Here is a 24122-nt window from a genome sequence, read left to right on the forward strand (position 1 = left end):
GTCTCCAGTCAGGCCAGGGTTTACAGCACTTGCCAGGCGTGCAGCACCACGCTGCCGCCCTGGCGCTCGGCCTGCGCCACGGCGATCGCGCCATTGAGCCAGGCCAGCGCCGGGGCCGACGTTTCAAAGCGCATCACGGTGCGGAAAAAATACTCGCTTGGTGCCACCGCCTCGCCACTGGCCAGGCGCGCCATCACCTCGGCCGGCCCATGGCGGTAACCCTGGTTGACGATGCGCAACAATTCGCCATGCTCCAGCCGCACGACATAGGCGGCGTCGATTTCCAGCACACCGTCGGCGCGCAGCAGCTGCGTATCGCTGCCGGACAGCAATTGGCCGCGCAGCTGCGGTCCTTCCAGGATGCCGCCGTCGATGCCGGCCACGCGCCGCTCGCCGACCGCCAGCGGCCCCAGCGAGACCAGCGCACCGAGGCGCAAGGTCAGGTCGAACAAATGCTTGGTGGCAATCATGACGCGGCCTGCTCGTCGATCACGCTGTTGCGCAGCACGCCGATCTTTTCGATTTCCACTTCGACCACGTCGGACGGGCGCAGGAAACGCGGTGGCTTGAGGGTCCAGCCGGTGCCGGCCGGCGTGCCGGTGACGATCACGTCGCCCGGCACCAGGTCGAAAATGGTGGAGATATAGTTGATCAGGCGCGGCACGCCGAAAATCATGTTGCTGGTGTGCGAGTCCTGCACCAGTTCGCCATTGAGGCGGGTTTGCAGCTTGAGCTGCGACGGATCGGCGATCTCGTCGGCCGTCACCATCCACGGCCCGAAGCCGCCGGTGCCGACGAAATTCTTGCCGGCCGCGATCTGCTGCGCATGGAATTGCCATTCGCGCACGCTGGCGTCGTTGTAGCAGGCATAGCCGGCGACATGCGACAGAGCCTCGCTTTCGGCAATATGGCGCCCGCCCTTGCCGATGATGACGGCCAGTTCGCCTTCCCAGTCGAGCTGCTCGGAAATGGCCGGGCGCACGATCGGCGCCTCATGGCCGATCTGCGAGCGCCACACGCGCAGGAACAGCGGCGGAAACTGCGGTACTTCGCGCTTCAGGCCGGCGGCCACCACTTCATTGTGGTGGTCGAGATAGTTCCTTACCAGCAGGACGATTTTTTCAGGACGGGTAATTACCGGCAGCGGCGTGATGTCGGACAGGCGCAGGTCCGGCTGGCGCCCTGCCAGCAAGGCCTCGCGGCGGTCAAAATCGGCGCTGCCGATAAAGTCCTGCAGCAGCGGATACTGGCCGGCAAACGCCAGGCCCAGATCGACGACGCCGTCGCCGAGCACGGCGCCCCAGCTGTCACGGCCATTGCAGGTAAAAGAGAGCAGTTTCATGGTGATCCTTTCGCTCGCCGCATGGCGAGATGAGTGATGAACAAAATAATTGGCGGCACGGCTCCACCAGGGTGCGCGGGCGCATCCTGCTGCAGGCAACGATTCAGTGTTGGGCCGGGCCGCCGTCAGGCGGCGCCTGGTTCAGGCGCTGGAGCTCAGCTCAGCTCCAGGGGCCGAGATAGGTCTCGCCCAGGAAGCTGTCGGACGCGGCCGGCACGGTGTCGGGCCAGTGCTGCGGGTCGATCACGGGCCGCAGCGCGGCCGGGCGCGGCCGGCCATCCCAGCCGACCTGCTCCATGTAGTAATAGAGCTGGATCGCAAAGCCGTCCGGGTCGAGGGCGAAGGCGCAATAATCGATGCCGGGAAACAGTTCGGGCGGCAGCATCTTGATCGTCACGCCCTGGTTTTTCAGGAAAGCAACCGCGTCGCGCAGTTGCTGGTAATTGGCGACCTGCATGCCGAAGGAAAACAAGGTCGCGTGCGGGTTCAGGCCCAGTTCGGCGCGCAGCGCCATCGGATACAGCGCCAGCGAATGGTGTTCGGTATTGGCGCGCAGGAACACGCAGCGGTGGCCGTTCCACACCACTTCTTCGGTGATCATCAGGCCCAGTTCGTCGCGGTAGAAGCGCAGCGACTGTTCCATGTCCTGCACGAACAGGCGCACCGGGCCGACGCGGGTCACCTTGTAGGGCCGGCCCAGCAGCACGCCGTCGACATTCCAGGTTTCCGGCATCGCTTCGTGCTGCTGCCAGCCGGTGCTGCCGTCGATGCCTTCGCGCACGCAGGCCTGCACTTCGGCATATTCGGACGGGTGAGGCAAGTCGGGCGGGCGCGTGTAGCGCACCTTGTGCATGCTGTAGGGCTTGCTTTGACCGTTCCAGCCGACCTGCTCGATGCCGTAATACAGTTCATTGACATGGCCGTCCGGATCGAAGGGATAGACGTTCCAGTTCGAGCCGGGCAAGTCGCGCCCCGAGCGCTGGATGCGCATCTCTTTCTTGACGAACCAGTCGTGGCCGTCGACCACTTCGCGCAGGCTGCCCACCTGCCAGGTGATCTGGTTGGTCACCACTTCCGGGTAGTCGGCCGGAAAACCGTAGACGGCGTTGAGCACGCGGCGCGGGAAGAACACGAAGGAATGGTGTTCGGTGCCATGGCGCGCAAAATAGCCGACATGGGGGCCATGCCTGGCCATCTCTTCTTCGGGCAGGCGGCCACCGAAATCGAGCACATCGGAAATACGAAAGCCCAGCAGCTTTTCGTAAAAGTGGCGCGACACTTCCGGGTCGTGCACATTGATGCCGAAATGGCCCAGGCGCCGCACCTTGAACGGGCGCGGCAAGGTCACGCCGCCGACCACGCAAGCTTGTTTTGTTGTATTCATCGACTGTCTCCTCTTGTTGTCAGGTCCGCCGACGACAGCTTGCCCAGCACGGCGGCAACGTTTTCGGCGGTACGAAAAATATGGTCATGCAACAGCGCCACCGCTTCGGCCTTGTTGCGCGACAACACCACTTCCATCATCTGGCCATGCTCGGCCGCCTTGTGGCGCGGTTCGACCCGGTGCTTGATCGACAGGCGGCGGTAGCGCTCGGACTGGTCGAACAGGGCCGAACTCAACTTCATCAGCTTGCCGGAGCTGCAACCGGCCAGCAAGGCCATGTGAAAATCCTTGTGCCGCACGGTCCAGTCCGCGTCCAGGGTCAGCGGCCCCTCGCCGTGGCGGCCTTCGATGCGCGACAACCAGTGAAACGCCGTGACGATATTGGCTTCCCACTGGTCGTCGCCGTGCTCGATCGATTCGGCCAGCGCCTCGCAATCGAGCATCAGGCGCAAGCGCGTCACGTCGCGCAGGTCTTTCACCGACACGGGGGCGGCGCTGAAACCGCGCCGCTCGTCGCTCACGACCAGACCTTCGACCACCAGCCGGCTCAGCGCTTCGCGCAAGGGGCTGCTGGAGACACCGAGGTCGCGCTGCAGCGTGTCGATTTTCAGCTTGACACCCGGTTCGTATTCGCACCGCAAAATTTTTCCTCGCAGCAACTGAAACGCCCGTTCGGACACTGGTACATCCATCAATTCTTTCGCTCCCATGCAGTACTCCTCAACAGATTTGGCAAGGCCTACTACATACCACTCTTCAAGCAATTTTTCAGCATTTTTCAGATTATACTCAGACATTTCAATTTTGTGCACAAAATTATTTTTATACATAAGCCGTATTTTATGCATATAATTTAACTGCGCAGACCGAGTGCCGGTGGCCAGCAAGCCATCGCGACACGACGCTGCGTGCGGCACAACTACTTATAAAAACAATGGAGATCGACAATGAAACGTACCCTGTACGCACTGGCCCTGCTCGCCTCGGCCACCCCCTACGCCCTGGCCCAGGGCAATGTCAACATCTACGGCACCTTCGATGGCGGCGTGCGCAAGCTGACCAATAGCAATGCCGCAGGCGACAGCAAGCTGTCGGCAGGCTCGAACGGCACTTATCTGGCGAACCGCCTCGGTTTCACGGGCACCGAAGACCTGGGCGGCGACAATAAAATCAGGTTCATGCTGGAATCGGGCTTCAATACGGGCACCGGCGCGCTGGACAATGCCAATGGCGTGCTGTTCAACCGCGCCGCCTGGGTCAGCGTCGCCGGCAAATGGGGCAGCCTGATGGCCGGCCGCCAGTACACGGTGGCGTTTGCCGCGGCGCGCGACTATGAACCGTTCACTTTCCGCTACATCAGCCTGATCCCGGTGGGCGGCGGCGCCGGCACCACCCTGCCGGCGGCGGCCATCGCGGCCGGCCTGGGCGCCTCGGCCACCAGCGGCACGCGCTTCAATAATGACCTGCAATACCGGCTGACGACCGGGCCGGTGACGGTGATGGCCGAATATGCGGCCGGCGAGCAGGCCGGCAGCGTGCGCAATGGCGCCGCGCAAGCGGTCGGCCTGAAATACGCCGAAGGCCCGTTCAACCTGGGCGGCGCCTACACGCAAAAGAAAACCATTGCCGGCCAGGACAACATTTCCTGGACGGCTGGTGGCGGCTACCAGCTGGGCGACATGATCGTCAAGGCCGGCTACTCGAAAGAGCGGCAGCAGACGCCTGCCGCCGGCACCTACGCCAATCAACTGGGCTGGGTCGGCCTGCTGTACCAGATCACGCCGAAGGTGGAACTGGCGGCGGCCTGGTATCAGACGCGCTATCGCCATACGGCCACGGGCGAGCGCGACTTCTTCATTATCAGTTGCCACTACGCCCTGTCCAAGCGCAGCCGCCTGTATGTCGACCTGGACCGCAATCTGTACCGCGGCGCCCTGGTGCCGGCCACCCGGCAAACCGGCCAGACCGGCATCACCGTCGGCTTGAGCCACAGTCTCTGATTTCTTTTACTTCACGCCAGGAACCACCATGAAGCACGCCCCCCTCCCCCACGCCACGCCGGACTATGCCGGCACGGCCATCTTCCTGCACTGGCTGGCCGCACTGCTGGTGGGTGGCTGCTTTGCGCTGGGATGGCTGATGACCGATATTCCCGGCCTGACACCGACCAAGCTCAAGTATTTTTCCTGGCACAAATGGATCGGCCTGACCGTGCTGCTGACGATGCTGCCGCGCCTGCTGTGGCGTTTGCTGCGCACGGTGCCGGCCATGCCGGCGGGCATGGGACGCTGGCAGCGGCGCGCCGCCCACCTGGCCCATCTGGCGCTGTACTGCCTGCTGCTGGCGGTGCCACTGTCGGGCCTGCTGTACAGCCAGGCGGCCGGCGTGCCGGTGGTGCTGTTTGGCGTGCTCGACATTCCCGCCCTGATCGCCCCCGATCCCGGCTGGAAGGCGGTGCTGAAAAGCGCGCACTGGCTGCTGAACTACACCTTGCTGGCGCTGGTGTGCCTGCACGTACTGGCCGCGCTCAAGCACCAGTTCCTCGACCGCGACAACTTGCTTTCCCGCATGTTGCCGTTTCTGAAGCACAAGCAATAAATGGATGTGAACTTTTTTCAGGAGACCCCGCATGACCTTCAATCTTTATGGCGCCGCCGCGCTCGCCTTGCTGCTGCCGCTGGCGGCCGGCGCCCAGACGCCACTCGACATGCAAAAAAGCAGCATCGTCGCCGGCTTCAAGCAGATGGGTGTGCCGCTGGACGGAAAATTCCAGAAATATGCGCTCGACATGCAGTTCGACCCGGCCAAACCCGAGCAGGCGCGGGTGCGCCTGGAAGTCGATGTCAACAGTTTTGATATTGGCGACGAAAGCTACAACCGCGAGGTGCGCAGCAAGACCTGGTTCAACGCGGCCGCGTTTCCGAAAGCCGTGTTCGTTTCCAGCGCGGTCAGGCAAACCGCGCCCGGCCGTTTTACGGTGCAAGGACAGCTGACCATCAAGGGCAAGACGGCCGAGGTGGTGATCCCGGTGCAGCTGAGCCAGGCAGGCAAGGCGTCGGTGTTCGACGCCAGCTTGCCGATCAAGCGGCTGCAATTCAATATCGGCGAACAGGAGTGGAAAGACACCTCGCTGGTGGCCGATGAAGTGACATTGAAACTGCGCCTGGTGACGGCGCCCAAATGAGCTGTTGCCCTGACGCTATCGCACCCACAAGGAAAAACCACATGAAAACCATCCTGATCGCCGCCGCCCTGGCCAGCTCGCTGGCGGCGCCGGCACACGCCGCCGAGACCTATACCTTGCTGCCCAGCCATACCTATCCCAGTTTTGAGACCGATCACTGGGGCGGCATGTCGGTGTGGCGCGGAAAATTTACCAAAAGCAGCGGCAGCGTGGTGCTGGACCGCCAGGCCAGGACCGGCACCCTGGAGGTGACGGTCGAAACGGCCTCGGTCGATGTCGGTCATGCGGCCATGAACGCCGTGCTCAAGTCGGCGCGCATCCTCGACGCCGAAAAATACCCGACCGCCGTCTACCGCGGCAGCAGCATGCGCTTCGACGGCGAACGCCCGGTGGAAGTGATCGGCGAACTGACCTTGAACGGCGTGACGCGGCCGCTCAAGCTGCAGATCGATTCCTTCAAATGCATGCAAAGCCCGCTGTACAAGCGCGAAGTGTGCGGCGTGAATGCGTTTGCCAGCTTCAACCGCGCCGATTTCGGCGTGACAGTCAACCTGGACCTGGGTTTCAAGCCCGAGATCAAGCTGGCGATCCAGGCCGAAGGCTTGCTCAAGGTCGACTGACGGCCGGCAGCGGCGGCGGTGAATCAGGCGTGGATCGCGTGTTTCTTGACCCAGTCGACATAGCGCTGCATCCAGGCCTGGAAAAAGCCCAGGCTGGCTTCACCGATATTGCCGTGTTCATCGAACAGGCCGTCCTTGGCCTGGATAAACATTTCCGGCTGGCCCAGCAGTGGCACGTCGAGGTAGGCCAGCACATTGCGCAGATGCTGCTGCGCCATGGCCGTGCCGATGGCGCCGACCGATACGCCCAGCACCGCGCCAGGCTTGCCGGCCCACACGCTCTGGCCGTAAGGGCGCGAGGCGTGGTCGATGGCATTTTTCAGCACGCCCGGAATCGAGCGGTTGTATTCGGGAGTGATGAACAGCAGGGCCTGGGCATCGGCGATCCCGGTTTTCAGGCGCAGCACGGAAGCGGCTTGGGCGCCGTCATCGTCCTGGTTGTACAGCGGCAGGTCGCCGATCTCGATATGCTTGAACGAAAATTCAGGCGGTGCCAGCTTGACGATGGCGTCCGCCAGCTGGCGGTTGAAGGAATCCTTGCGCAGGCTGCCGACGACGATTGCGACTTGGTATTGACTCATGTAATCCTCCGGTGATGGTGAAAGAAAAGGCCTGTGGTGATGTTCACGACAGGCCCATCTTGCCATACAAGTATTGCCGGCGTCTGCACGCCAGAAGGTCAGGTGGCGCCTGGCGCAAGACCTGTATATATGCGGAAATACCGTCCGCCGAGATTGGTCAGCACTTCATAGCCGATGGTGTGGGCCATGGCGGCCACCGCATCGACCGGGTGTTCCGGGCAGATCAGGTCGACCAGCTGGCCCGGCGCGACCCGCGCGGCATCGATATTGCTGACATCGAGCGTGATCGAATCCATGGAGATGGCGCCCACCTGTGGCACGCGCACGCCGTCGATCACGGCCACGCCCTGGTTGCTCATGCTGCGCAGCCAGCCGTCGGCGTAACCGACGGACACGGTCGCCACCACGCACGGGCCGGTGGCCGTGTAGCGGCAGCTATAGCCGACATGGTCGCCGGCATTGATGCTGCGCGTCTGTATCACTTTTCCCTGCAGGCGCACCACCGACTGCAGCGGATTCGGTTCGCCCGCCTGCGGCGTGATGCCGTACAGGGCCGCACCGGGGCGCACCAGTTCAAAATGGTAGTCGGGCGACAGGAACACACCCGAGGAATTGGCCAGGCTGCAGGCGTATTGCGGCAGGCGCGCGCGAATTTCCAGGAAGCGCGCCAGCTGCTGGGCGTTGGCCGGATGATAGCGCTCGTCGGCGCAGGCCAGGTGGCTCATCAGGTACAGCACCTTGATGCCATCGAGAAAGTGCGCATCGGCCAGCCAGCCGTCGATTTCCTGCGCCGACATGCCCATGCGCGACATGCCCGTATCGACCTGCACGATGGCGTCCAGCTCACGGTCGAGCGCGGCGGCATGCGCGCGCCAGCCCGCCACCTGCGGCGCGCTGTTGAGCACCGGTGTCAACTCATGGCGCGTGAATTCGCCTTCCGTGCCGACCGGCGGGCCGTGCAGCACGAAGATCGATGCATCGGGCGCCAGATGCGGGCGCAGACTGATGCCCTCTTCCAGGTGGGCGACAAAGAAATGCCGGCAACCTTCCTGGTACAGCGCTGGCGCCACTTGCGCCGCACCGAGACCATAGGCATCGGATTTGACCACCGCCGAGCAGGCGGCCGGATGGGCGCGCTCGCGCAGCAGCCGGTAGTTGGCGCGCACGGCGCCGATATCGATCGTCAGGGTGGCGCCGCTGCGCGCTTGTGCCGTTACATTGTTCATCTTGGACATCAGGAATTACGCCTCCGCATAGTGCAGCTTGCCGCGCCGCTCCCCGCCATTGTAGCGGCCCACGGACAGGTCGTCGGCCTGGATCGCCGGCTGTTTCGACGACATCAGATCGGCCAGCAATTGCGCCGAACCGCAGGACATGGTCCAGCCCAGGGTGCCGTGGCCCGTGTTCAGGTACAGATTGCGCAGCGGCGTGCGGCCAACGATGGGCGTGCCGTCCGGCGTCATCGGCCGCAAGCCGGTCCAGAACGTGGCCTCGCCGGTATTGCCGCCACCGGGGAACAGGTCGTTGACCACCATTTCCAGGGTTTCGCGGCGGCGCGGGTTCAGGCGCAAGTCGTAACCGGCGATCTCGGCCATGCCGCCGACGCGGATGCGGTCGTCGAAACGCGTCACCGCGATCTTGTAGGTCTCGTCGAGAATGGTCGAGACCGGCGCCTTGGCCGCGTTGACGATGGGCACGGTAATCGAATAGCCCTTCAGCGGATACACGGGAATGCCCAGCAAGGGATTGAGCAAAGTGCTCGAATAAGAACCCAGTGCCACCACGTAGGCGTCGGCTTTCACCACTTCGCCGCCGCACTGCACGCCGGCAATATTGTCGCCCTGCGTCAGCAGCGCGTCGATCGCCACGCCATAGCGGAACTGCACGCCGAGGTTGACGGCCATCTCGGCCAGGCGCGTGGTAAACAGCTGGCAGTCGCCGGTTTCGTCGTTGGGCAGGCGCAGGCCGCCGAACAGTTTGTCCTTGACCGCTTCCAAAGCCGGTTCGGCGCGCGACAGCTGATCGCGCCGCAACACCTCGAACGGCACGCCGGCGTCGCGCAGCACGTCGATATCCTTGGCCGCGTCGTTATACTGTTTTTCAGTGCGGAACAATTGCATCGTGCCTTGCTGGCGGCCTTCGTAGCGGATGCCCGCGTCCAGACGCAGCGCCTTGAAGCAGTCGCGGCTATATTCGGCCAGGCGCACCATGCGCTCCTTGTTGACGGCGTAGGCTTCGGGGGTGCAGTTGCGCAGCATCTGCCACATCCATTTCAGCTGCGACATGCTGCCGTCGAGCGAGATCGACAAGGGCGCGTGGCGCTGCATCATCCATTTCACGGCCTTCAAGGGGATGCCGGGCGCCGCCCACGGCGAAGCGTAACCAGGAGAAATTTGCCCGGCATTGGCGAAACTGGTTTCCAGCGCCGGACCCGGCTGGCGGTCGATGACGGTCACGTCATGCCCTGCCAGGGCCAGATAGTAGGCACTGGTGACGCCGATGACGCCGCTACCCAGAATCACGATACGCATAATTTCCTCGATTTATTTTTAGGGCAAATTGCCAGATTTACCGCTATGATATTGCCAAGTCCATAGTATATGTTCACGTATAAATCGAGATATTCAGCAAATAATCATAAAAATCCATGAGAATTCTAAAAGAATCGTCACGCGGCCTCGACAAGCTGGACCGGCACATCCTGCGCATCCTGCAACAGGACGGCCGCATCTCGATGAAAGACCTCGGTGAACAGGTCGGCCTGTCGATCACGCCCTGCATCGAACGGGTCAAGCGCATGGAGCGCGACGGCGTCATCACGGGCTATCACGCCAAGGTCAATCCGGCCGCGCTGGGCGCCAAGCTGCTGGTGTTCGTCGAAATCACGCTGAACCAGAAATCGGCCTCGGCCTTCGAGCAGTTTCGCCGCGAGGTGCTGCAGATCCCCGAAGTGCAGGAATGCCACCTGGTGTCGGGCGATTTCGACTACCTGATCAAGGCACGCATCCATGAGATGGCGGAATATCGAAAATTGCTGGGTGACATGCTGCTGCAGCTGCCGGGCGCGGCGCAATCGAAGAGCTATGTGGTGATGGAGGAAATCAAGGAAACCCTGGCGGTGTCGACCGAAGTGCTGCAAGGACGCTGACAAGTATCGCCTTGCGCCACCATCGGCATCGTTTCATGCGCCTTTGTATATTCATGTAGCAGATCGTTACAAATGCACGCACACTTCCCCTCGACATCACGCCCGTCCCCTCTGAGATTGGAAGCAGTGATGCGCACCGGGACTACTGCTATGAATACTTTTTTAAAACTGGCGTTTTCTTGTCTCGCGGCTGTGAGCATGGCCGTGTGCAGCGCCAGCGAATACACCGTCAACCGCGCGCCGGCAGACGGTGCCATCTATAAAAACATTACCGTCGGCAAAACCACGCGTCTCGACCTCGACGCCGCCCTCGGCAGCGCCACGGTGGTCAAACTCGACCCCGGCTATGAAGTCTGGGTCTACAAGAACCAGGTGCAAGCGCCCTCCAGCAGCCGTTTCCTGCCCTTGCTCGACACCAAGGGCACGCGCGAAGTGGCCGTGATGTTCGACCGCGCCGGGGTGGTCAGGAAGTTCCGCATCCACGAGCCAAAGAAGTAGGCAAGCGTACGCCCTGATGCCGGTCCCTGCGCTACAGTAAGGTTTTATCTACCTGTGGCGCGACATGCAACGACCAGCCAACCTCGATCTCATTTCGCTGGACAAACACTGGCAGCACGCCAGGCCCTACCCGCCGCTCGGTTTTGTTCCCTTTCACGAAGCCGCCCTCGGCAATGGCGACAGCTTCGGCCTGTACTGGCCGATCGGCCGCGAAGCGCTGCAGCCCATCGTGGTCGAAACCTGGCACGACGAATGGCGCATCCAGCCGCACTTTTCCAGCCTGGCGGCCTTTTTGCAGGCCCATGCGCGACTCGATGAAGACGATGATGAGGGCTATGTCGACACGCCGGCGCTGGCTGACGACCCCGCTTCGCCACGCGCGTCCTTTCTGGCGGCCAGGGAACTGATCGCGCAGCACGATGGCGCCGCCGCCATTGCCCTGCTGGAAGCGGCGCTGGCCATCGTGCCCGAATATACGGACGCGCTGGTGGCGCTGCATGGCCAGTATGTACGCGCGGGAAGGATTGACGAAGCCGTGAAAGTGGCCATCCAGGCCCTTATCTCGCCGCCGTCGTTTGGCGGCCCGCCGCTGAAGGCCTTGCACTGGCTGCGCCAGCAAGCCTTGCCGGAGGCCGAGCCGGACCCCATCTGGCGCCACTGCGGGCAGCTGTCGCTCAGCTTTGGCGGCAGCAAGGAAAACGCCGATTACCCGGTGCTGGCGGCCGCCATCGACACCTATCTGGAACAGGGCAAGCTGCGCTCAGGCGCTACCCTGATGCAGACCTATGCGGAACTGATGAGCGCGGAAACCGTGTCCTTCCAGGAGCGTTACGGCTTTGATCAGGACGCCTTCATTGCGCGCCAGATCGCCCTCAGCGCGCAACTGGCCGAAGGCGGACGCGACCCGGCGCGACTGTGGACAGTTCAATCGGCTTGATTCATTGGCGCACCTTGCTGGCGGAACTGCTTGCGGTAGGCCGACGGCGAGGTCTGCAGGCTGGCGCGAAAATGCTGGCGCAGCGACAACGCCGTGCCAAAGCCGGCCTCTTGCGCCACCACATCGATGGCGGCATCGCTTTTTTCCAGCAGGCCCTGCGCATGCGCCAGGCGCTGGCCCAGCAGCCACTGCTTGAACGAGGTGCCCGTCGCCTGGCGGAAATGGCGGGTAAAGTTGCGCCGGCTCATGGCGGCCCGTTCGGCCAGCGCGTCGATGCCGTGCGCCTGGCCCAGGTGCGCGCCCACATAAGCGAGCACGTCGGCAAAGCGCCCTTCGCTGTGCGACACCGGCAGCGGCCGCTCGATGAATTGCGCCTGGCCACCTTGCCGGTGCGGCGCCACCAGCAGGCGGCGCGCCACGCGGTTGGCCAGCCCGGCGCCGGCCAGCTGGCGCAGCAGGTACAGGCAGCAATCGAGCCCGGCCGCCACGCCAGCCGAGGTCAGCAGGGCCCCATCGTCGACATACAGCATGTCCTGTTCGACCAGCACCTGCGGATGGCGCGCCGCCAGGATGGCCGCCATGCCCCAGTGGGTGGCGGCGCGCCTGCCGTCGAGCAGCCCCGCCTGCGCCAGCGGAAACGCACCGAGGCACAGCCCCACCATGCGCGCGCCGCGCCGGTGGGCGCCCTGCAGCGCGGTGACCAGCGCCTCCGGCGCCGGCCGGCAATCGTCGTGCCAGGACGGCATGATGACGATATCGGCCGTCTCCAGCAGCGACAAATCATGCGCGGGCACGATGGCAAAGCCGGCCGCAGTGGGCAGCGGCGCGGCAACGGCGGCGCAAACCCTGACCACGAACCGGGGCGCACCGGGCGCCTCGGCCTCGTCCAGGGGCGTACCGAACACCAGGCAGGGCACGGACAGATGGAAAGGCGTGATGCCGTCATAGGCGATCACGGCAACTTCAAGGGGACGGGTGGCGGAAAGTGTCAACATGGCCCGATTGTATCGCAGACAGGCCTTCAGGCCACTGTCGTGCCAGCGCCGCGTGGGCCAGAATGGCCCTCAGTCCACCTTGAAAGGCAACCCATGTCCAACACCCCACCGCGCCGCGCCCTGCTGGTCATCGATGTCCAGAACGAATATTTTACCGGCCAGTTGCCGATCGAGTACCCGCCGGTCGACATTTCCTTGCCCAATATCACCGCCGCCATGCAGGCCGCGCGCGCCGCCGGCGTGCCCGTGATCGTGGTGCAGCACGACGCGCCGCAAGGCTCGCCCGTATTTGCCAGGGGCAGCGACAGCTGGCAGCTGCATCCGCAGGTGGCCGCCATCGAGGCCGATCATCATATCCATAAAACCATGGGCAGCGCCTTTGCCGGCACGGATCTGCGCGAGTGGCTCTCTGGCAAGAACATCGATACGCTGGCCATCGCCGGCTACATGACGCACAACTGCGATGCCGCCACCATCTACCAGGCGGCGCACGACGGCCTCGCCGTGGAATTCCTGGCGGACGCCACCGGTGCCCTGCCCTATGCCAACGCGGCCGGCAAAGCCAGCGCCGAGGAAATCCACCGCGTCTACAGCACCGTGTTTCATTCGAACTTTGCCGCCGTGGCCAGCACGGCCGACTGGATCGCGGCGGTCAGGCAAGGCGAGCCTCTGGAAAAGGACAATATTTTCCTGTCCAACCAGCGTGCGCGCCAGGCATAAAGCCCGCTTGGCAGGTATCATGCCGCATGCTCAAATACCTGCTGATATTGCCGGCCAGCGTGCTGCTGGCCTCGGCCGCGATCGCCGTTGCCGGCCTTGATGACAGGATCGCGCCGGCCGACATGATCGTCGTGCCCGGCAATACGGTGGCACCCGACGGCACGCCCAGCCCGCGGCTGCAGGCCCGGCTCGATGCGGCGCTCACCCAATTTCGCAACCGCCAGGCGCCGCGCATCTTTGTCAGCGGCGGCACCGGCAAGGAAGGCTTTGACGAAGCGGCCGCCATGGCCGGCTATCTCAAACAGCAAGGCGTGCCGGCGGCGGCCATTATCGAAGACAAGCAGGGCTGGACCACGGAGGCAACGGCGAAGAATGCCGCCGCCTATCTGCATACCCACGGCCTGAGCACGGCCATGGTGGCCACGCAGTACTTTCATGTGCCGCGCTTGAGGCTGGCATTGGAGCGCGCCGGCGTGACCGTCAGCGCCCAGGTGCACGCGCCCTATGCCGAGCTGCGCGACCTGTATTCGACACCGCGCGAGGCCGTCGGCTACGCGGTGTATTACCTGAAACAATAACGCTTATTCGCTCCAGTCGCGCGAGCGCTCGACGGCGCGCTGCCATTTGTGCAGCCTGCTCAAGCGCTCGTCGTCGGCCATGGTCGGCTCGAAACGGCGCGCCACGCGCCACTGGGCGGCGATTTCTTCCAGCGAACTCCAGAAGCCCACGGCCAGCCCGGCCAGGTAGGCCGCACCGAGCGCCGTCGTTTCCGTCACTTCGGGGCGCACCACCGGCACGTTGAGGATGTCGGACTGGAACTGCATCAGCATGTCGTTGCGGGCCGCGCCGCCGTCGACGCGCAATTCGGATAGCGCAATGCCCGCGTCCTTCTGCATCGCCGACAGCACGTCGACGTTCTGGTAGGCCACGCCTTCCAACGCCGCGCGCGCGATATGCGCCTTGCCGGTGCCGCGCGTGATGCCGATCAGGGTGCCGCGCGCATACGGGTCCCAGTAGGGAGCGCCCAGGCCGGCAAACGCCGGCACGAACACCAGGCCGCCCGTATCGGGCACGCTGGAAGCGAGCGCTTCGACTTCGGACGAGTGTTTGATGATGCCCAGGCCGTCGCGCATCCATTGCACGGCGGCGCCGGCGACAAACGCACTGCCTTCGAGCAGGTAATCGGTGCTGTCGGGGCCGTCGCCGAGGCGCCAGCCAACCGTGCTCAGCAAACGGTTTTTCGAGGGCAAGGGCTTTTTGCCCACATTCATCAGCATGAAGCAGCCCGTGCCATAGGTATTTTTCGCCATGCCCGGCTTCAGACAGGCCTGGCCGAAGGTGGCGCCCTGCTGGTCGCCGGCGATACCGGCGATCGGCAGCGACACGCCCAGCAATTCGGCATGGGTATGGGCGGCCACGCCGCTCGACGGCACCACCTGCGGCAGCAAGGAAGCGGGAATATCGAGCAGCGCCAGCAGGTCCGCATCCCATTGCTGGGTATAAATATTGAACAGCATGGTGCGCGAGGCGTTGCTGGTGTCGGTCAGGTGGGCGCCACTGAGTTTGTAGATCAGCCAGCTGTCGATGGTGCCGAAAGCCAGTTCGCCGCGCTCGGCCCGCGCCCGCGCGCCGGGCACATGGTCGAGCAGCCACTTGAGTTTGGTGGCGGAAAAATACGCGTCCAGCACCAGGCCGGTTTTTTGCTGGATCAGTTCGGCCTTGCCTTCTTCCAGCAACTGCTCGCAGAAGGCGGCATTGCGGCGGTCCTGCCAGACGATGGCGTTGGCCACCGGTACGCCCGTGGCGCGGTCCCACAACACCGTCGTTTCGCGCTGGTTGGCCACGCCGATGGCGGCCACCTCGCTCGCGGCCACGCCGCTGTCGTGCATCACTTGCCGCATCACACTCAGCTGTGAGGCCCATATTTCATTCGCGTCGTGTTCCACCCAGCCAGGCTGCGGAAAAATCTGGCGGAATTCACCCTGGGCGCAGGCGTGCAGATGGCCGGCATGGTCAAACAGGATGGCACGCGAACTGGTGGTGCCCTGGTCTAAAGCGAGTATGTATTTAGTCATTGTCTGCTACTACAAAAAAACCGGTAAAAACAGGCGCAAGCTGTTGTCCGCTTGCGCCCTCATGACAGCGCGGCAGTTTACCTTACCTTGCCTTCCTTCCAAGCTTGCAGCAATTTATCGTAAGCGATGGTCTCTCCTTTTGGTTTTTCGTTGGCCAGTTTCTTCCACGGCGCGTGGCTGTCGGACAGATACTGGTTCGGGTCGCCCTTGGCGTTCAGTTTCGGCGCGCAGGCCTTCATGCCGGCCCGCTGCAACCGCGCCATCACCTGGTCCATTTCCTCGGCCAGGTTGTCCATCGCGGCCTGCGGCGTTTTTTCGCCGGTAATCGCGGTGGCCACGTTCTTCCACCACAGCTGCGCCAGCTTCGGATAGTCGGGCACATTGTTGCCGGTCGGCGTCCAGGCCACGCGGGCCGGGCTGCGGTAGAACTCGATCAGGCCGCCGTATTCATTGGCGTGCTTGGTGAAATAGTCGTGGCGGATATCGGAGTCGCGGATGAAGGTCACGCCAACGATGGATTTTTTCAGCGACACGGTTTTCGAGGTGACGAACTGCGCATACAGCCAGGCGGCGGCCTTGCGGTCGTCCGGCGTCGATTTGAACAGGAACCAGGAACCGACGTCCTGGTAGCCGTTCTGCATGCCATCCTTCCAGTACGGGCCGTGCGGCGACGGCGCCATGCGCCATTTCGGCGTACCATCCTTGTTTACTACCGGCAAGCCCGGTTTCACCATGCCGGCCGTAAACGCCGTGTACCAGAATATCTGCTGGGCAATTTCACCCTGGGCCGGCACCGGGCCGGACTCGGAGAAATTCATGCCGTTCGCCTGCGGCGGCGCGTATTTCTTCATCCAGTCGATATATTTGGTCAGCGCAAACACGGCCGCCGGCGAATTGGTGGCGCCGCCGCGCGACATCGAGGCGCCCACCGGCGTGCACTTGTCGGGGGCCACCTTGATGCCCCATTCATCGATCGGCATGCCGTTCGGAATGCCCTTGTCGGCGGCGCCAGCCATCGACAGCCAGGCATCGGTAAAGCGCCAGCCCAAGGATGGATCCTTCTTGCCGTAATCCATGTGGCCGTACACTTTCTTGCCGTCGATTTCCTTGACATCGTTGGTAAAGAAGTCGGCGATATCTTCATAGGCGGACCAGTTCTGCGGCACGCCCAGCTCGTAGCCATACTTGGCCTTGAACTTGGCCTGCAGATCCTTGCGCGCGAACCAGTCGGCGCGGAACCAGTACAGGTTGGCGAACTGCTGGTCGGGCAGCTGGTACACCTTGCCGTCCGGCGCGGTGGTAAAGCTGATGCCGATAAAGTCCTTCAGGTCCAGGCCGGGATTGGTAAATTCCTTGCCCTTGGCGGCCATGTAGTCGGACAGCGGCTCGACGGCGCCATAGCGGTAATGGGTGCCGATCAGGTCCGAGTCGGAAATCCAGCCGTCATAGATGCTCTTGCCGGACTGCATGGACGTTTGCAGTTTTTCCACCACATCGCCTTCCTGGATAATGTCGTGGCGCACCTTGATGCCGGTGATTTCCTCGAACGCCTTGGCCAGGGTCTTCGATTCGTAGACGTGGGTGTCGATGGTTTCCGACACCACGGAAATTTCCTTGATGCCCTTGGCTTTCAGCTTGGCGGCGGCGTCGATAAACCATTTCATTTCATCGAGCTGCTGCTGCTTGCTCAGGCTGGAAGGCTGGAATTCCTTGTCGATCCAGGTTTGTGCCTGCTTGACGTCGGCCAGCGCCGCGCCAGACATCAACAGCGCGGCTGCCGCCGCAATGACCGTACACTGCAATTTCATCGTGATTCTCCTTTATAGTTGTCATCCGGCCGGTCGCACCAGCCGGTGTCCGCATCTACGACTACTCCTACGACTTTATCCCCAACGCATTACTACCAACAACAGTACAAAACTGATCGCCGCTCCTATGGTTTGTTGAAATTCGGTAAAGCCGGCCCAGGCCAGGTTGACATAGGCCGCCGCCAGCAGGCCGACAAACAGGCGGTCGCCGCGCGTGGTCGGCATCGGCAGGAAGCCTTTGCGCTCGATGCTGGGCGAACGGATCTGCCAGATCGTCATGCCGGCCAGCATCAGGCCTATGCAGATAAAGAACACCGCCACTTCCGGCGTCCACGCCATCCAGCCGAACAGGCTGGTAGTGCTGTCGCTATTGTTTTCCATCTCACACCCTCCCCATGGCAAAGCCCTTGGCGATGTAATGCCGCACGAACCAGATCACCAGCGCGCCCGGCACGATAGTCAAGACGCCGGCCGCCGCCAGCACGCCCCAGTCCATGCCGGCCGCCGACACGGTGCGCGTCATGGTGGCGGCGATCGGCTTGGCATTGACCGAGGTCAGAGTGCGCGCCAGCAGCAGTTCGACCCAGCTGAACATGAAGCAGAAAAACGCCGTCACGCCCACGCCCGACTTGATCATCGGCAGGAAGATTTGAATAAAGAAGCGCGGAAAGCTGTAGCCGTCGATATACGCCGTCTCGTCGATTTCCTTGGGCACGCCCGACATGAAGCCTTCCAGTATCCACACGGCCAGCGGCACGTTGAACACCATGTGCGCCAGCGCCACGGCCAGGTGGGTGTCCATCAACCCCACGGTCGAGTACAGCTGGAAGAACGGCACCAGGAACACGGCCGGCGGCGTCATGCGGTTGGTCAGCAGCCAGAAGAACAAATGCTTGTCGCCGACAAAGTTGTAGCGCGAAAAAGCATAGGCGGCCGGCAAGGCCACGGTGACCGACAGCACCATGTTCAGCGCCACGTAGATCATCGAGTTGATATAGCCGCTGTACCACGACGGATCGGTAAAGATGGTGTGGTAGTTGGCGAACGTCAGCTGCTGCGGCCACAGGCTCAGCACGCCAACGATTTCCTCGTTGGTCTTGAGCGACATGTTCAGCATCCAGTAGATCGGCAGCATGGAGGCGAACAGAAAGGCGACCAGCACCAGGCTCTTGAGTTTGTGCTGCATCATTTCTGGTCTCCCGTGCCAACGCGTTGCATCCAGGTGTAGAGCACGAAGCAGAACAGCAGGATGATCAGGAAATAGATCAGCGAGAAGGCCGAGGCCGGTCCCAGGTCGAACTGCCCCACGGCTTTTTGCGTCAGGTATTGCGACAAAAAGGTGGTGGCGTTGCCGGGCCCGCCGCCGGTCAGCACGAACGGCTCCGTATAGATCATGAAGCTGTCCATGAAGCGCAGCAGCACGGCGATCATCAGCACATTCCTCAGCTTCGGCAGCTCGATATAGCGGAACACGGCCAGGCGCGAGGCGCCATCGATGCGCGCCGCCTGGTAGTAGGCGTCGGGTATGGCGCGCAGGCCCGCATAGCACAGCAGGGCGACGAGCGGCGTCCAGTGCCAGATATCCATCACCATCACCGTCAGCCAGGCGTCGAGCGAATTGCCGTTGTAGTTATAGTCTATGCCGAGCGAATTGAGGGTGTAGCCCATCAGCCCGATATCGCCACGGCCGAAGATCTGCCAGATGGTGCCGACCACGTTCCAGGGGATCAGCAGCGGCAGCGCGATCAGCACCAGCGCCAATGACGCCTTCCAGCCGTCGGCCGGCATGCACAGGGCGATCAGAATGCCCAGCGGAATCTGGATCGCCAGCACCGAGCCGGAGAACAGCAGCTGGCGCAGCAAGGCGCTGTGCAGGTCGCCGTCCCGCATCACCATGCGGAACCATTCGGTGCCGACAAACACCTTTTGCGTCGGGCTCAAAATATCCTGCACGGAATAATTAATCACCGTCATCAGTGGCAAAATCGCGGAAAACGCCACGCACAGCAGCACGGGCAGTATCAAAAACCAGGCACGGTTGTTATCGGTTTTCATCAAGCCACCCGTTTGTCGTTAAGGTAGTACAAGGTGCGCTCGCGCGCAAAGCGCAGCCGCACGCCGTCGCCCGCGACGGCGGCGATGGCGCGCAGCTTGGCCGCCACCGTCGCGCCGCCCAGCTGGAATTCGGCCAGGTAGTGCGTGCCCATATTGCGCACGGCCAGCACGGTGGCGGCCAGCGTATCGTCGCCAGCCTGGCCGGCGCTCGCGCACTCGACAAACTCGGGCCGCACGCCCAGCGTGATCTTGCCTTGCGCCCCGCAGAGCGCCGCGCGCGCCGCTTCGGACAGCGCCAGGAGCTGCCCCGCCACCCGCGCCTGGCCGTCCTCGACTGTGCATTCGAGCAAGTTCATGCCGGGGTTGCCGATAAAGTAGCCGACAAAGGTATGCTCGGGCGCTTCGAACAGCGCTTGCGCACTGCCCGTCTGCACCACTTCGCCTTGCGTCATGACGACCACCTGGTCGGCGAAGGTCAAGGCCTCCACCTGGTCGTGGGTGACGTAGATCAAGGAAAGCTTCAGTTCGTGATGGATTTCTTTGAGCTTGCGGCGCAGCAACCACTTCAGGTGCGGATCGATCACCGTCAGCGGTTCGTCGAACAGCACCGCCGCCACGTCGGGGCGCACCAGGCCGCGGCCCAGCGAGATTTTTTGCTTGGCGTCCACCGACAGGCCGCTGGCGCGCATTTTCAGGTCGCTTGATAGCTCCAGCATCTGCGCCACCTGCTGCACGCGCTTTTTCACCTCGGCTTCCTTCCAGCCGCGATTGCGCAGCGGAAAGGCCAGGTTGTCGTGCACGGTCATGGTGTCGTAGATGACGGGAAACTGGAATACCTGCGCGATATTCCTCGCTTCGGTCGGCAGTTGCGTCACGTCCTTGCCATCAAACAATACCTTGCCGTGCGACGGTTTGACCAGGCCGGAAATAATATTGAGCAAGGTGGTCTTGCCACAACCGGACGGTCCCAGCAAGGCATAGGCGCCGCCGTCCTGCCAGCTCATGCTCATCGGCCGCAATGCGTAATCGGTGGGGGCGGACGGGTTCGGTTTGTAGGCGTGCGCCAGGTCAACGAGTTCGATGCGCGCCATCTCAAGCACCTCCCTGTGGCGCGAACAACAGGGCGCCATCGGCGCCGAAGATCAGCAGCGATTGGGCCTGGCAATACATGGTGCAGGCGCTGCCGATGTCCAGCTTGTGCACGCCACCGAGCTGCGCCACCAGCGCCAGCGCGCCGCGGCGCGCGTGGACATAGGTTTCCGAGCCGCTGATTTCGGCCAGGTCCACCTGCGCCGCGATCGCCAGGTCGTCGCGCGATTGCGGCGCCAGGTGCAGGCTGTGGGCGCGCACGCCCAGGGTCACTTGCCGCTGGCCGGCCACGGCCGCCAATTGCTGCGCGCTCAGGGCAATCGCCAGCCCATCGGCGGCCTGCGCCACGCCGCTGGCGTCGAGTTGCGCCTCGATCAGGTTGATCGGCGGATCGCTGAAGGTACGCGCCACGGCGATGCTGTTGGGGGCGTTGAAGACGTCGAGCGTGCGGCCCTGCTGCAGCAGCCGGCCTTCGTGCAGCACCGCCACATGGCCGCCCAGTTGCAGCGCTTCGAGCGGCTCGGTGGTGGCGTAGACCACGGTGGTGCTGCCGCTGGAAAACAGTTCCGTCAGCTCGCGCCGCAATTCCTCGCGCAGCTTGTAGTCGAGATTGACCAGCGGTTCGTCGAGCAGCAGCAGGGAGGCGTCCTTGATCAGCGCGCGGCCCAGCGCCGTGCGCTGCTGCTGGCCGCCCGACAGTTCGCCGGGACGGCGTTCCAGGTAGGGCGTGATATGCAGGCGCTCGGCCAGCGCCAGCACCTTGCCGCGGATCTGCGCTTCGGGCTCCTTGCGCAGGCGCAAGGGCGAGGCCATATTATCGTAGACGGAAAACGCGGGGTAATTGATGAACTGCTGGTAGACCATGGCCAGGTTGCGCCTGCTGACGGGCACGCCCGTCACGTCGACGCCGTCGGCCACCACCTTGCCGGCGGTAGGCTTGTCCAGCCCGGCCATCACGCGCATCAAGGTGGTCTTGCCGGCGCGCGTGGTGCCCAGCAGCACATTGATGGCGCCCGGCACCAGCGCCAGCGACATCGGATACAGATAAGTGTCAGCACCCTGCTGCTTGCTGATCTCGCTCAAGTCAAGTTGCACGTCGTCTCCTCCAGGATAGTTCGCCGCGCCCTCTGCCGGGGCATGGTCGTCTGCCGCTTGCTGCTGTTACCTGTTTCTACATCGGATGGGCCGCCAGCCACGCATCGAGCAGCTGTTCCGTGCCAGCCGGCAGATGCAGGCCCAGCTTGGAGCGCCGCCATAATATGTCGGCCGCGCTGCTGGCCCATTCATGGCGCCGCAAGTAATCGATCTCGGCCGCGTACAGCCCGCTGGCCACTTCCTCGCCCATCTGCTCCACGCCGCTGCGGCCTTGCAGCAGCACATGGATGCGCGTGCCATAGGCGCGTGCGTAACGCGCCACCAGCCTGGCCGGCAGCCAGCCATATTGCCGCTGCAAGCCGGCGACAAAGTCGCCGAAGCCGCTCACCGCGCGGTTGTCGGGCAGCTTGCCGGCCACGTCGCCACCGGGCAGACAGGCTTGCGCCGTCCATGGCCCTTTTTTACTTTCCAGCAAAGGCTCAAGCAGGTCGACCGCTTCCTCGGCCAGCTTGCGGAAGGTGGTGATCTTGCCGCCGAAAATGCTCAGCAGCGGTGCGCCTTCACGGTCCAGCTCGAACCGGTAGTCGCGGGTGACCGCCTTCGCTTGCGCCGATGCATCTTCGACCAGCGGACGCACGCCCGAATAGGTCCAGACCACGTCGGCAGGCACGATCGGCTTGCTGAAATAGTAACTGGAAAGTTCGCATAAGTAACTAATTTCTGCGTCATCGATCGCAACTTTTCCGCTGTCGCCTTTGTAATCGAGGTCGGTGGTGCCGATCAGGGTGAAATCCTGTTCGTAGGGAATCGTAAACACGATGCGTCCGTCATGGTGCTGGAAGATGTAGGCATGATCATGGTCGAACAGCCGCTTGACGACGATATGGCTGCCCTTGATCAGGCGCAGATTGCGCCCTTGCGCGGTGGGCGCGGCCTGGCGCAGGAAGTCGGCCGTCCATGGGCCGGTGGCATTGACCACGCTGCGCGCGCGCACCTGCATGGTGCCGCCATCGCTGCGCTGCAAGCTGGCCAGCCAGTGATCGGCCTCGCGCACCAGCGCCGTGCAGCGCGTGCGCGTGAGCACGGTCGCGCCCTTCTCTTTCGCATCGAGCGCGTTGAGCAGCACCAGGCGGGCGTCGTCGACCCAGCCGTCGGAATACACGAAGCCGCGCTTGAACTGCGGCTTCAATGGTTTGCCGGCCGGGTGGCTTTGCAGCTTGATGCTGGCGGACGCTGGCAGCAATTCGCGCTTGGCCAGCATATCGTACAAAAACAGGCCAGCGCGTATCAGCCAGGCCGGGCGCTGTCCTTCGGCATGGGGCATCACGAAGCGCAGCGGCCACATGATGTGGGGCGCCGAGCGCAGCAGCACTTCGCGTTCGATCAGGGCCTTGCGCACCAGGCCGAATTCGTAATATTCCAGGTAGCGCAGGCCACCGTGGATCAGCTTGGTCGAAGCCGACGAGGTGTGCGAAGCCAGGTCATCCTTTTCGCATAACACCACCGACAGGCCCCGCCCGGCCGCGTCGCGCGCGATCCCGGCGCCGTTGATCCCACCGCCGACGACCAGCAGATCGCATTCCATCATCCCGTTTGCCTGTACCGCCACCATCAAAACTCCCTGCCGTTGTGATCAATAAAGATATAATTCGTATGCCAGATGAATAAGATTACGCCAGAATACGAACTCATGGCAACATATTTTCATTACTATTTGTTCGTTTCTGTTCGATTATAAGAAAGAATGCATCATGATCCTCAATCCCCGACAGCGCAGCCTGCTCGACGCCGTGCGCCAGCACCTGACCGTTTCGGTCGAAGAATTGGCCCAGCAATTGAAAGTGACGCCGCAAACCGTGCGCCGCGATGTCAAGCAGATGGAGGAAGCGCGGCTGCTGGCGCGCTACCATGGCGGCGTCGGCCTGCCCTCGTCGGTGGAGAACATCGATTACAGCCAGCGCCAGGTGCTCAACAGCGAAGCGAAGCGGCGCATCGCCGCCGCCGTCGCATTGCAGGTGCCGCATGGCTGTTCGCTGCTGATCAATATCGGCACCACCACCGAGGAAGTGGCGCGCGCGCTGGGCCAGCACACGGGCTTGCACGTGGTGACCAACAACCTGAACGTGGCCGCCATCCTGGCCGACAACCCCGGCTGCGAAGTGATCGTGGCCGGCGGCGTGGTGCGCGGGCGCGACCGCGGCATCGTCGGCGAGGCCACCATCGACTTCATCCGCCAGTTCAAGGTCGATATCGGCATCATCGGCATTTCCAGCATCGACGAGGACGGCAGTCTGCGCGACTTCGATGCGCGCGAGGTCAAGGTGGCGCAGGCCATCATCGAGCAGTCGCGTGAAGTGTGGCTGGTGGCCGACCAGCACAAGTTCGGCCGCAAGGCCCTGGTGCGCCTGGCCGACCTGGCCCAGGTCGACATGCTGTTTACCGATGCGCCGCCGCCGGCCCGGTTTGCCCAGGTCTTGCGCGACGCCGCCGTCAAGCTGGTGGTGGCCGCCTGAGTTTCACCACTGAGGGGAAGGGTGGCGGCGCATTGCCGCCATGTGTGGACGATCTCACTTAACACGGTGAAATAGTTA

The 24122-nt window shown here is 63.1% G+C and carries 26 protein-coding genes; 10 read left to right on the plus strand and 16 right to left on the minus strand.

From position 1 onward, the window contains the following. Positions 1-20: 20 nt before the first annotated feature. From ASR47_RS15690 to ASR47_RS15705, 4 genes are all read right to left on the minus strand, one after another. The gene (locus ASR47_RS15690; protein WP_065308725.1) at positions 21-470 is read right to left on the minus strand and encodes a DUF3237 family protein; all 450 of its coding nucleotides are present in this window, start codon (positions 468-470) and stop codon (positions 21-23) included. Beyond that, on the minus strand, positions 467-1342 hold the full coding sequence (locus ASR47_RS15695; protein WP_065308726.1) for a fumarylacetoacetate hydrolase family protein: 876 nt from the start codon (positions 1340-1342) through the stop codon (positions 467-469). The genes ASR47_RS15690 and ASR47_RS15695 overlap by 4 nt, the downstream gene beginning before the upstream one ends. Positions 1343-1502: 160 nt before the next feature. Further along, positions 1503-2726 carry a VOC family protein gene (locus tag ASR47_RS15700; RefSeq protein ID WP_065308727.1) on the minus strand — a complete coding sequence of 408 codons (1224 nt, stop codon included), beginning with the start codon at positions 2724-2726 and terminating at the stop codon, positions 1503-1505. Next, positions 2723-3436, minus strand: a complete 714-nt coding sequence (locus tag ASR47_RS15705) for a GntR family transcriptional regulator (RefSeq protein WP_065308728.1) — start codon at positions 3434-3436, stop codon at positions 2723-2725. Before ASR47_RS15705 ends, ASR47_RS15700 begins: the two co-directional genes overlap by 4 nt. A 237-nt stretch (positions 3437-3673) precedes the next feature. Between ASR47_RS15705 and ASR47_RS15710 the strand changes: the two genes are divergently transcribed. The 4 genes from ASR47_RS15710 to ASR47_RS15725 are packed head-to-tail and all read left to right on the plus strand — an operon-like array spanning position 3674 to position 6530. After that, positions 3674-4726 carry a porin gene (locus tag ASR47_RS15710; RefSeq protein WP_065308729.1) on the plus strand — a complete coding sequence of 351 codons (1053 nt, stop codon included), beginning with the start codon at positions 3674-3676 and terminating at the stop codon, positions 4724-4726. A 28-nt stretch (positions 4727-4754) separates the two neighbouring features. Beyond that, positions 4755-5324: a cytochrome b gene (locus ASR47_RS15715; RefSeq protein ID WP_065308730.1), complete on the plus strand. Its 570-nt coding sequence runs from the start codon at positions 4755-4757 to the stop codon at positions 5322-5324. A gap of 31 nt (positions 5325-5355) precedes the next feature. Beyond that, the gene (locus tag ASR47_RS15720) at positions 5356-5910 is read left to right on the plus strand and encodes a YceI family protein (RefSeq protein ID WP_065308731.1); all 555 of its coding nucleotides are present in this window, start codon (positions 5356-5358) and stop codon (positions 5908-5910) included. 41 nt (positions 5911-5951) lie between these two features. Continuing rightward, positions 5952-6530, plus strand: a complete 579-nt coding sequence (locus ASR47_RS15725; RefSeq protein ID WP_065308732.1) for a YceI family protein — start codon at positions 5952-5954, stop codon at positions 6528-6530. Between the two features lie 23 nt (positions 6531-6553). Here ASR47_RS15725 and ASR47_RS15730 read toward each other — a convergent pair whose 3' ends face one another. From ASR47_RS15730 to ASR47_RS15740, 3 genes are all read right to left on the minus strand, one after another. Next, positions 6554-7111, minus strand: a complete 558-nt coding sequence (locus ASR47_RS15730; protein ID WP_065308733.1) for an NADPH-dependent FMN reductase — start codon at positions 7109-7111, stop codon at positions 6554-6556. A 98-nt stretch (positions 7112-7209) separates the two neighbouring features. Continuing rightward, the gene (gene alr, locus ASR47_RS15735; protein WP_065308734.1) at positions 7210-8346 is read right to left on the minus strand and encodes an alanine racemase; all 1137 of its coding nucleotides are present in this window, start codon (positions 8344-8346) and stop codon (positions 7210-7212) included. Between the two features lie 6 nt (positions 8347-8352). Then, on the minus strand, positions 8353-9642 hold the full coding sequence (locus ASR47_RS15740; RefSeq protein ID WP_065308735.1) for a D-amino acid dehydrogenase: 1290 nt from the start codon (positions 9640-9642) through the stop codon (positions 8353-8355). A gap of 116 nt (positions 9643-9758) precedes the next feature. Between ASR47_RS15740 and ASR47_RS15745 the strand changes: the two genes are divergently transcribed. The 3 genes from ASR47_RS15745 to ASR47_RS27090 all read left to right on the plus strand — a co-directional run bounded on the left by ASR47_RS15745 (position 9759) and on the right by ASR47_RS27090 (position 11694). Further along, a complete protein-coding gene (locus tag ASR47_RS15745; protein ID WP_065308736.1) occupies positions 9759-10259 on the plus strand; it encodes an Lrp/AsnC ligand binding domain-containing protein in 501 nt (166 codons plus the stop codon). Between the two features lie 150 nt (positions 10260-10409). Beyond that, the gene (locus ASR47_RS15750) at positions 10410-10757 is read left to right on the plus strand and encodes a hypothetical protein (protein WP_150127829.1); all 348 of its coding nucleotides are present in this window, start codon (positions 10410-10412) and stop codon (positions 10755-10757) included. Between the two features lie 64 nt (positions 10758-10821). Next, on the plus strand, positions 10822-11694 hold the full coding sequence (locus ASR47_RS27090; RefSeq protein WP_065308738.1) for a tetratricopeptide repeat protein: 873 nt from the start codon (positions 10822-10824) through the stop codon (positions 11692-11694). Here the strand turns inward: ASR47_RS27090 and ASR47_RS15760 are convergent. After that, entirely contained in the window at positions 11682-12689 is a 1008-nt protein-coding gene (locus ASR47_RS15760; protein ID WP_065308739.1) for a GlxA family transcriptional regulator, read from the minus strand. The two genes, ASR47_RS27090 and ASR47_RS15760, sit on opposite strands and share 13 nt — an antisense overlap. Before the next feature lie 93 nt (positions 12690-12782). Here ASR47_RS15760 and ASR47_RS15765 point away from each other — a divergent pair, with 93 nt between their 5' ends. Both ASR47_RS15765 and ASR47_RS15770 read left to right on the plus strand, forming a co-directional pair. Next, positions 12783-13409, plus strand: a complete 627-nt coding sequence (locus tag ASR47_RS15765) for a cysteine hydrolase family protein (protein ID WP_065308740.1) — start codon at positions 12783-12785, stop codon at positions 13407-13409. Positions 13410-13435: 26 nt separating this feature from the next. Further along, positions 13436-13987 carry a YdcF family protein gene (locus ASR47_RS15770; RefSeq protein WP_065308741.1) on the plus strand — a complete coding sequence of 184 codons (552 nt, stop codon included), beginning with the start codon at positions 13436-13438 and terminating at the stop codon, positions 13985-13987. A 3-nt stretch (positions 13988-13990) separates the two neighbouring features. Here ASR47_RS15770 and glpK read toward each other — a convergent pair whose 3' ends face one another. The 8 genes from glpK to glpD form a co-directional block, all read right to left on the minus strand. After that, positions 13991-15484, minus strand: a complete 1494-nt coding sequence (glpK, locus tag ASR47_RS15775; protein ID WP_065308742.1) for a glycerol kinase GlpK — start codon at positions 15482-15484, stop codon at positions 13991-13993. A gap of 77 nt (positions 15485-15561) precedes the next feature. Next, entirely contained in the window at positions 15562-17292 is a 1731-nt protein-coding gene (locus ASR47_RS15780) for an ABC transporter substrate-binding protein (protein WP_065308743.1), read from the minus strand. 75 nt (positions 17293-17367) lie between these two features. Beyond that, positions 17368-17643: a DUF2160 domain-containing protein gene (locus tag ASR47_RS15785; protein WP_065308916.1), complete on the minus strand. Its 276-nt coding sequence runs from the start codon at positions 17641-17643 to the stop codon at positions 17368-17370. A gap of 31 nt (positions 17644-17674) precedes the next feature. Next, a complete protein-coding gene (locus ASR47_RS15790; RefSeq protein WP_065308744.1) occupies positions 17675-18481 on the minus strand; it encodes a carbohydrate ABC transporter permease in 807 nt (268 codons plus the stop codon). Next, a complete protein-coding gene (locus tag ASR47_RS15795) occupies positions 18478-19347 on the minus strand; it encodes a carbohydrate ABC transporter permease (protein WP_065308745.1) in 870 nt (289 codons plus the stop codon). Before ASR47_RS15795 ends, ASR47_RS15790 begins: the two co-directional genes overlap by 4 nt. Beyond that, complete coding sequence (locus tag ASR47_RS15800; protein ID WP_065308746.1) at positions 19347-20438, minus strand: ABC transporter ATP-binding protein; 1092 nt, start codon at positions 20436-20438, stop codon at positions 19347-19349. The genes ASR47_RS15795 and ASR47_RS15800 overlap by 1 nt, the downstream gene beginning before the upstream one ends. Position 20439: 1 nt before the next feature. After that, the gene (locus ASR47_RS15805) at positions 20440-21531 is read right to left on the minus strand and encodes an ABC transporter ATP-binding protein (protein ID WP_065308747.1); all 1092 of its coding nucleotides are present in this window, start codon (positions 21529-21531) and stop codon (positions 20440-20442) included. Positions 21532-21607: 76 nt separating this feature from the next. Beyond that, positions 21608-23116, minus strand: a complete 1509-nt coding sequence (gene glpD / locus ASR47_RS15810) for a glycerol-3-phosphate dehydrogenase (RefSeq protein ID WP_150127841.1) — start codon at positions 23114-23116, stop codon at positions 21608-21610. A gap of 166 nt (positions 23117-23282) precedes the next feature. Here glpD and ASR47_RS15815 point away from each other — a divergent pair, with 166 nt between their 5' ends. After that, positions 23283-24044, plus strand: coding sequence for a DeoR/GlpR family DNA-binding transcription regulator (locus tag ASR47_RS15815; RefSeq protein ID WP_171898959.1), 762 nt, complete (start codon positions 23283-23285; stop codon positions 24042-24044). Positions 24045-24122: the final 78 nt, after the last annotated feature.

Origin of the sequence: Janthinobacterium psychrotolerans (assembly GCF_001677885.1) — a bacterium.
In the GTDB taxonomy this organism is placed as follows: Bacteria; Pseudomonadota; Gammaproteobacteria; order Burkholderiales; family Burkholderiaceae_D; genus Janthinobacterium; species Janthinobacterium psychrotolerans.

What these genes read in the sequence shown, in the direction of transcription:
- ASR47_RS15705 (WP_065308728.1), bottom strand. Translation starts at nt 3,436, where the DNA reads ATGGGAGCGAAAGAATTGATGGATGTACCAGTGTCCGAACGGGCGTTT.
- ASR47_RS15765 (WP_065308740.1), top strand. Translation starts at nt 12,783, where the DNA reads ATGTCCAACACCCCACCGCGCCGCGCCCTGCTGGTCATCGATGTCCAG.
- ASR47_RS15695 (WP_065308726.1), bottom strand. Translation starts at nt 1,342, where the DNA reads ATGAAACTGCTCTCTTTTACCTGCAATGGCCGTGACAGCTGGGGCGCC.
- ASR47_RS15715 (WP_065308730.1), top strand. Translation starts at nt 4,755, where the DNA reads ATGAAGCACGCCCCCCTCCCCCACGCCACGCCGGACTATGCCGGCACG.
- ASR47_RS15780 (WP_065308743.1), bottom strand. Translation starts at nt 17,292, where the DNA reads ATGAAATTGCAGTGTACGGTCATTGCGGCGGCAGCCGCGCTGTTGATG.
- ASR47_RS15710 (WP_065308729.1), top strand. Translation starts at nt 3,674, where the DNA reads ATGAAACGTACCCTGTACGCACTGGCCCTGCTCGCCTCGGCCACCCCC.
- ASR47_RS15720 (WP_065308731.1), top strand. Translation starts at nt 5,356, where the DNA reads ATGACCTTCAATCTTTATGGCGCCGCCGCGCTCGCCTTGCTGCTGCCG.
- ASR47_RS15700 (WP_065308727.1), bottom strand. Translation starts at nt 2,726, where the DNA reads ATGAATACAACAAAACAAGCTTGCGTGGTCGGCGGCGTGACCTTGCCG.
- ASR47_RS27090 (WP_065308738.1), top strand. Translation starts at nt 10,822, where the DNA reads ATGCAACGACCAGCCAACCTCGATCTCATTTCGCTGGACAAACACTGG.
- ASR47_RS15725 (WP_065308732.1), top strand. Translation starts at nt 5,952, where the DNA reads ATGAAAACCATCCTGATCGCCGCCGCCCTGGCCAGCTCGCTGGCGGCG.
- ASR47_RS15800 (WP_065308746.1), bottom strand. Translation starts at nt 20,438, where the DNA reads ATGGCGCGCATCGAACTCGTTGACCTGGCGCACGCCTACAAACCGAAC.
- glpK (WP_065308742.1), bottom strand. Translation starts at nt 15,484, where the DNA reads ATGACTAAATACATACTCGCTTTAGACCAGGGCACCACCAGTTCGCGT.
- ASR47_RS15740 (WP_065308735.1), bottom strand. Translation starts at nt 9,642, where the DNA reads ATGCGTATCGTGATTCTGGGTAGCGGCGTCATCGGCGTCACCAGTGCC.
- ASR47_RS15690 (WP_065308725.1), bottom strand. Translation starts at nt 470, where the DNA reads ATGATTGCCACCAAGCATTTGTTCGACCTGACCTTGCGCCTCGGTGCG.
- ASR47_RS15795 (WP_065308745.1), bottom strand. Translation starts at nt 19,347, where the DNA reads ATGAAAACCGATAACAACCGTGCCTGGTTTTTGATACTGCCCGTGCTG.
- ASR47_RS15770 (WP_065308741.1), top strand. Translation starts at nt 13,436, where the DNA reads ATGCTCAAATACCTGCTGATATTGCCGGCCAGCGTGCTGCTGGCCTCG.
- ASR47_RS15815 (WP_171898959.1), top strand. Translation starts at nt 23,283, where the DNA reads ATGATCCTCAATCCCCGACAGCGCAGCCTGCTCGACGCCGTGCGCCAG.
- ASR47_RS15730 (WP_065308733.1), bottom strand. Translation starts at nt 7,111, where the DNA reads ATGAGTCAATACCAAGTCGCAATCGTCGTCGGCAGCCTGCGCAAGGAT.
- ASR47_RS15745 (WP_065308736.1), top strand. Translation starts at nt 9,759, where the DNA reads ATGAGAATTCTAAAAGAATCGTCACGCGGCCTCGACAAGCTGGACCGG.
- alr (WP_065308734.1), bottom strand. Translation starts at nt 8,346, where the DNA reads ATGTCCAAGATGAACAATGTAACGGCACAAGCGCGCAGCGGCGCCACC.
- ASR47_RS15790 (WP_065308744.1), bottom strand. Translation starts at nt 18,481, where the DNA reads ATGATGCAGCACAAACTCAAGAGCCTGGTGCTGGTCGCCTTTCTGTTC.
- ASR47_RS15760 (WP_065308739.1), bottom strand. Translation starts at nt 12,689, where the DNA reads ATGTTGACACTTTCCGCCACCCGTCCCCTTGAAGTTGCCGTGATCGCC.
- ASR47_RS15750 (WP_150127829.1), top strand. Translation starts at nt 10,410, where the DNA reads ATGAATACTTTTTTAAAACTGGCGTTTTCTTGTCTCGCGGCTGTGAGC.
- glpD (WP_150127841.1), bottom strand. Translation starts at nt 23,116, where the DNA reads ATGGAATGCGATCTGCTGGTCGTCGGCGGTGGGATCAACGGCGCCGGG.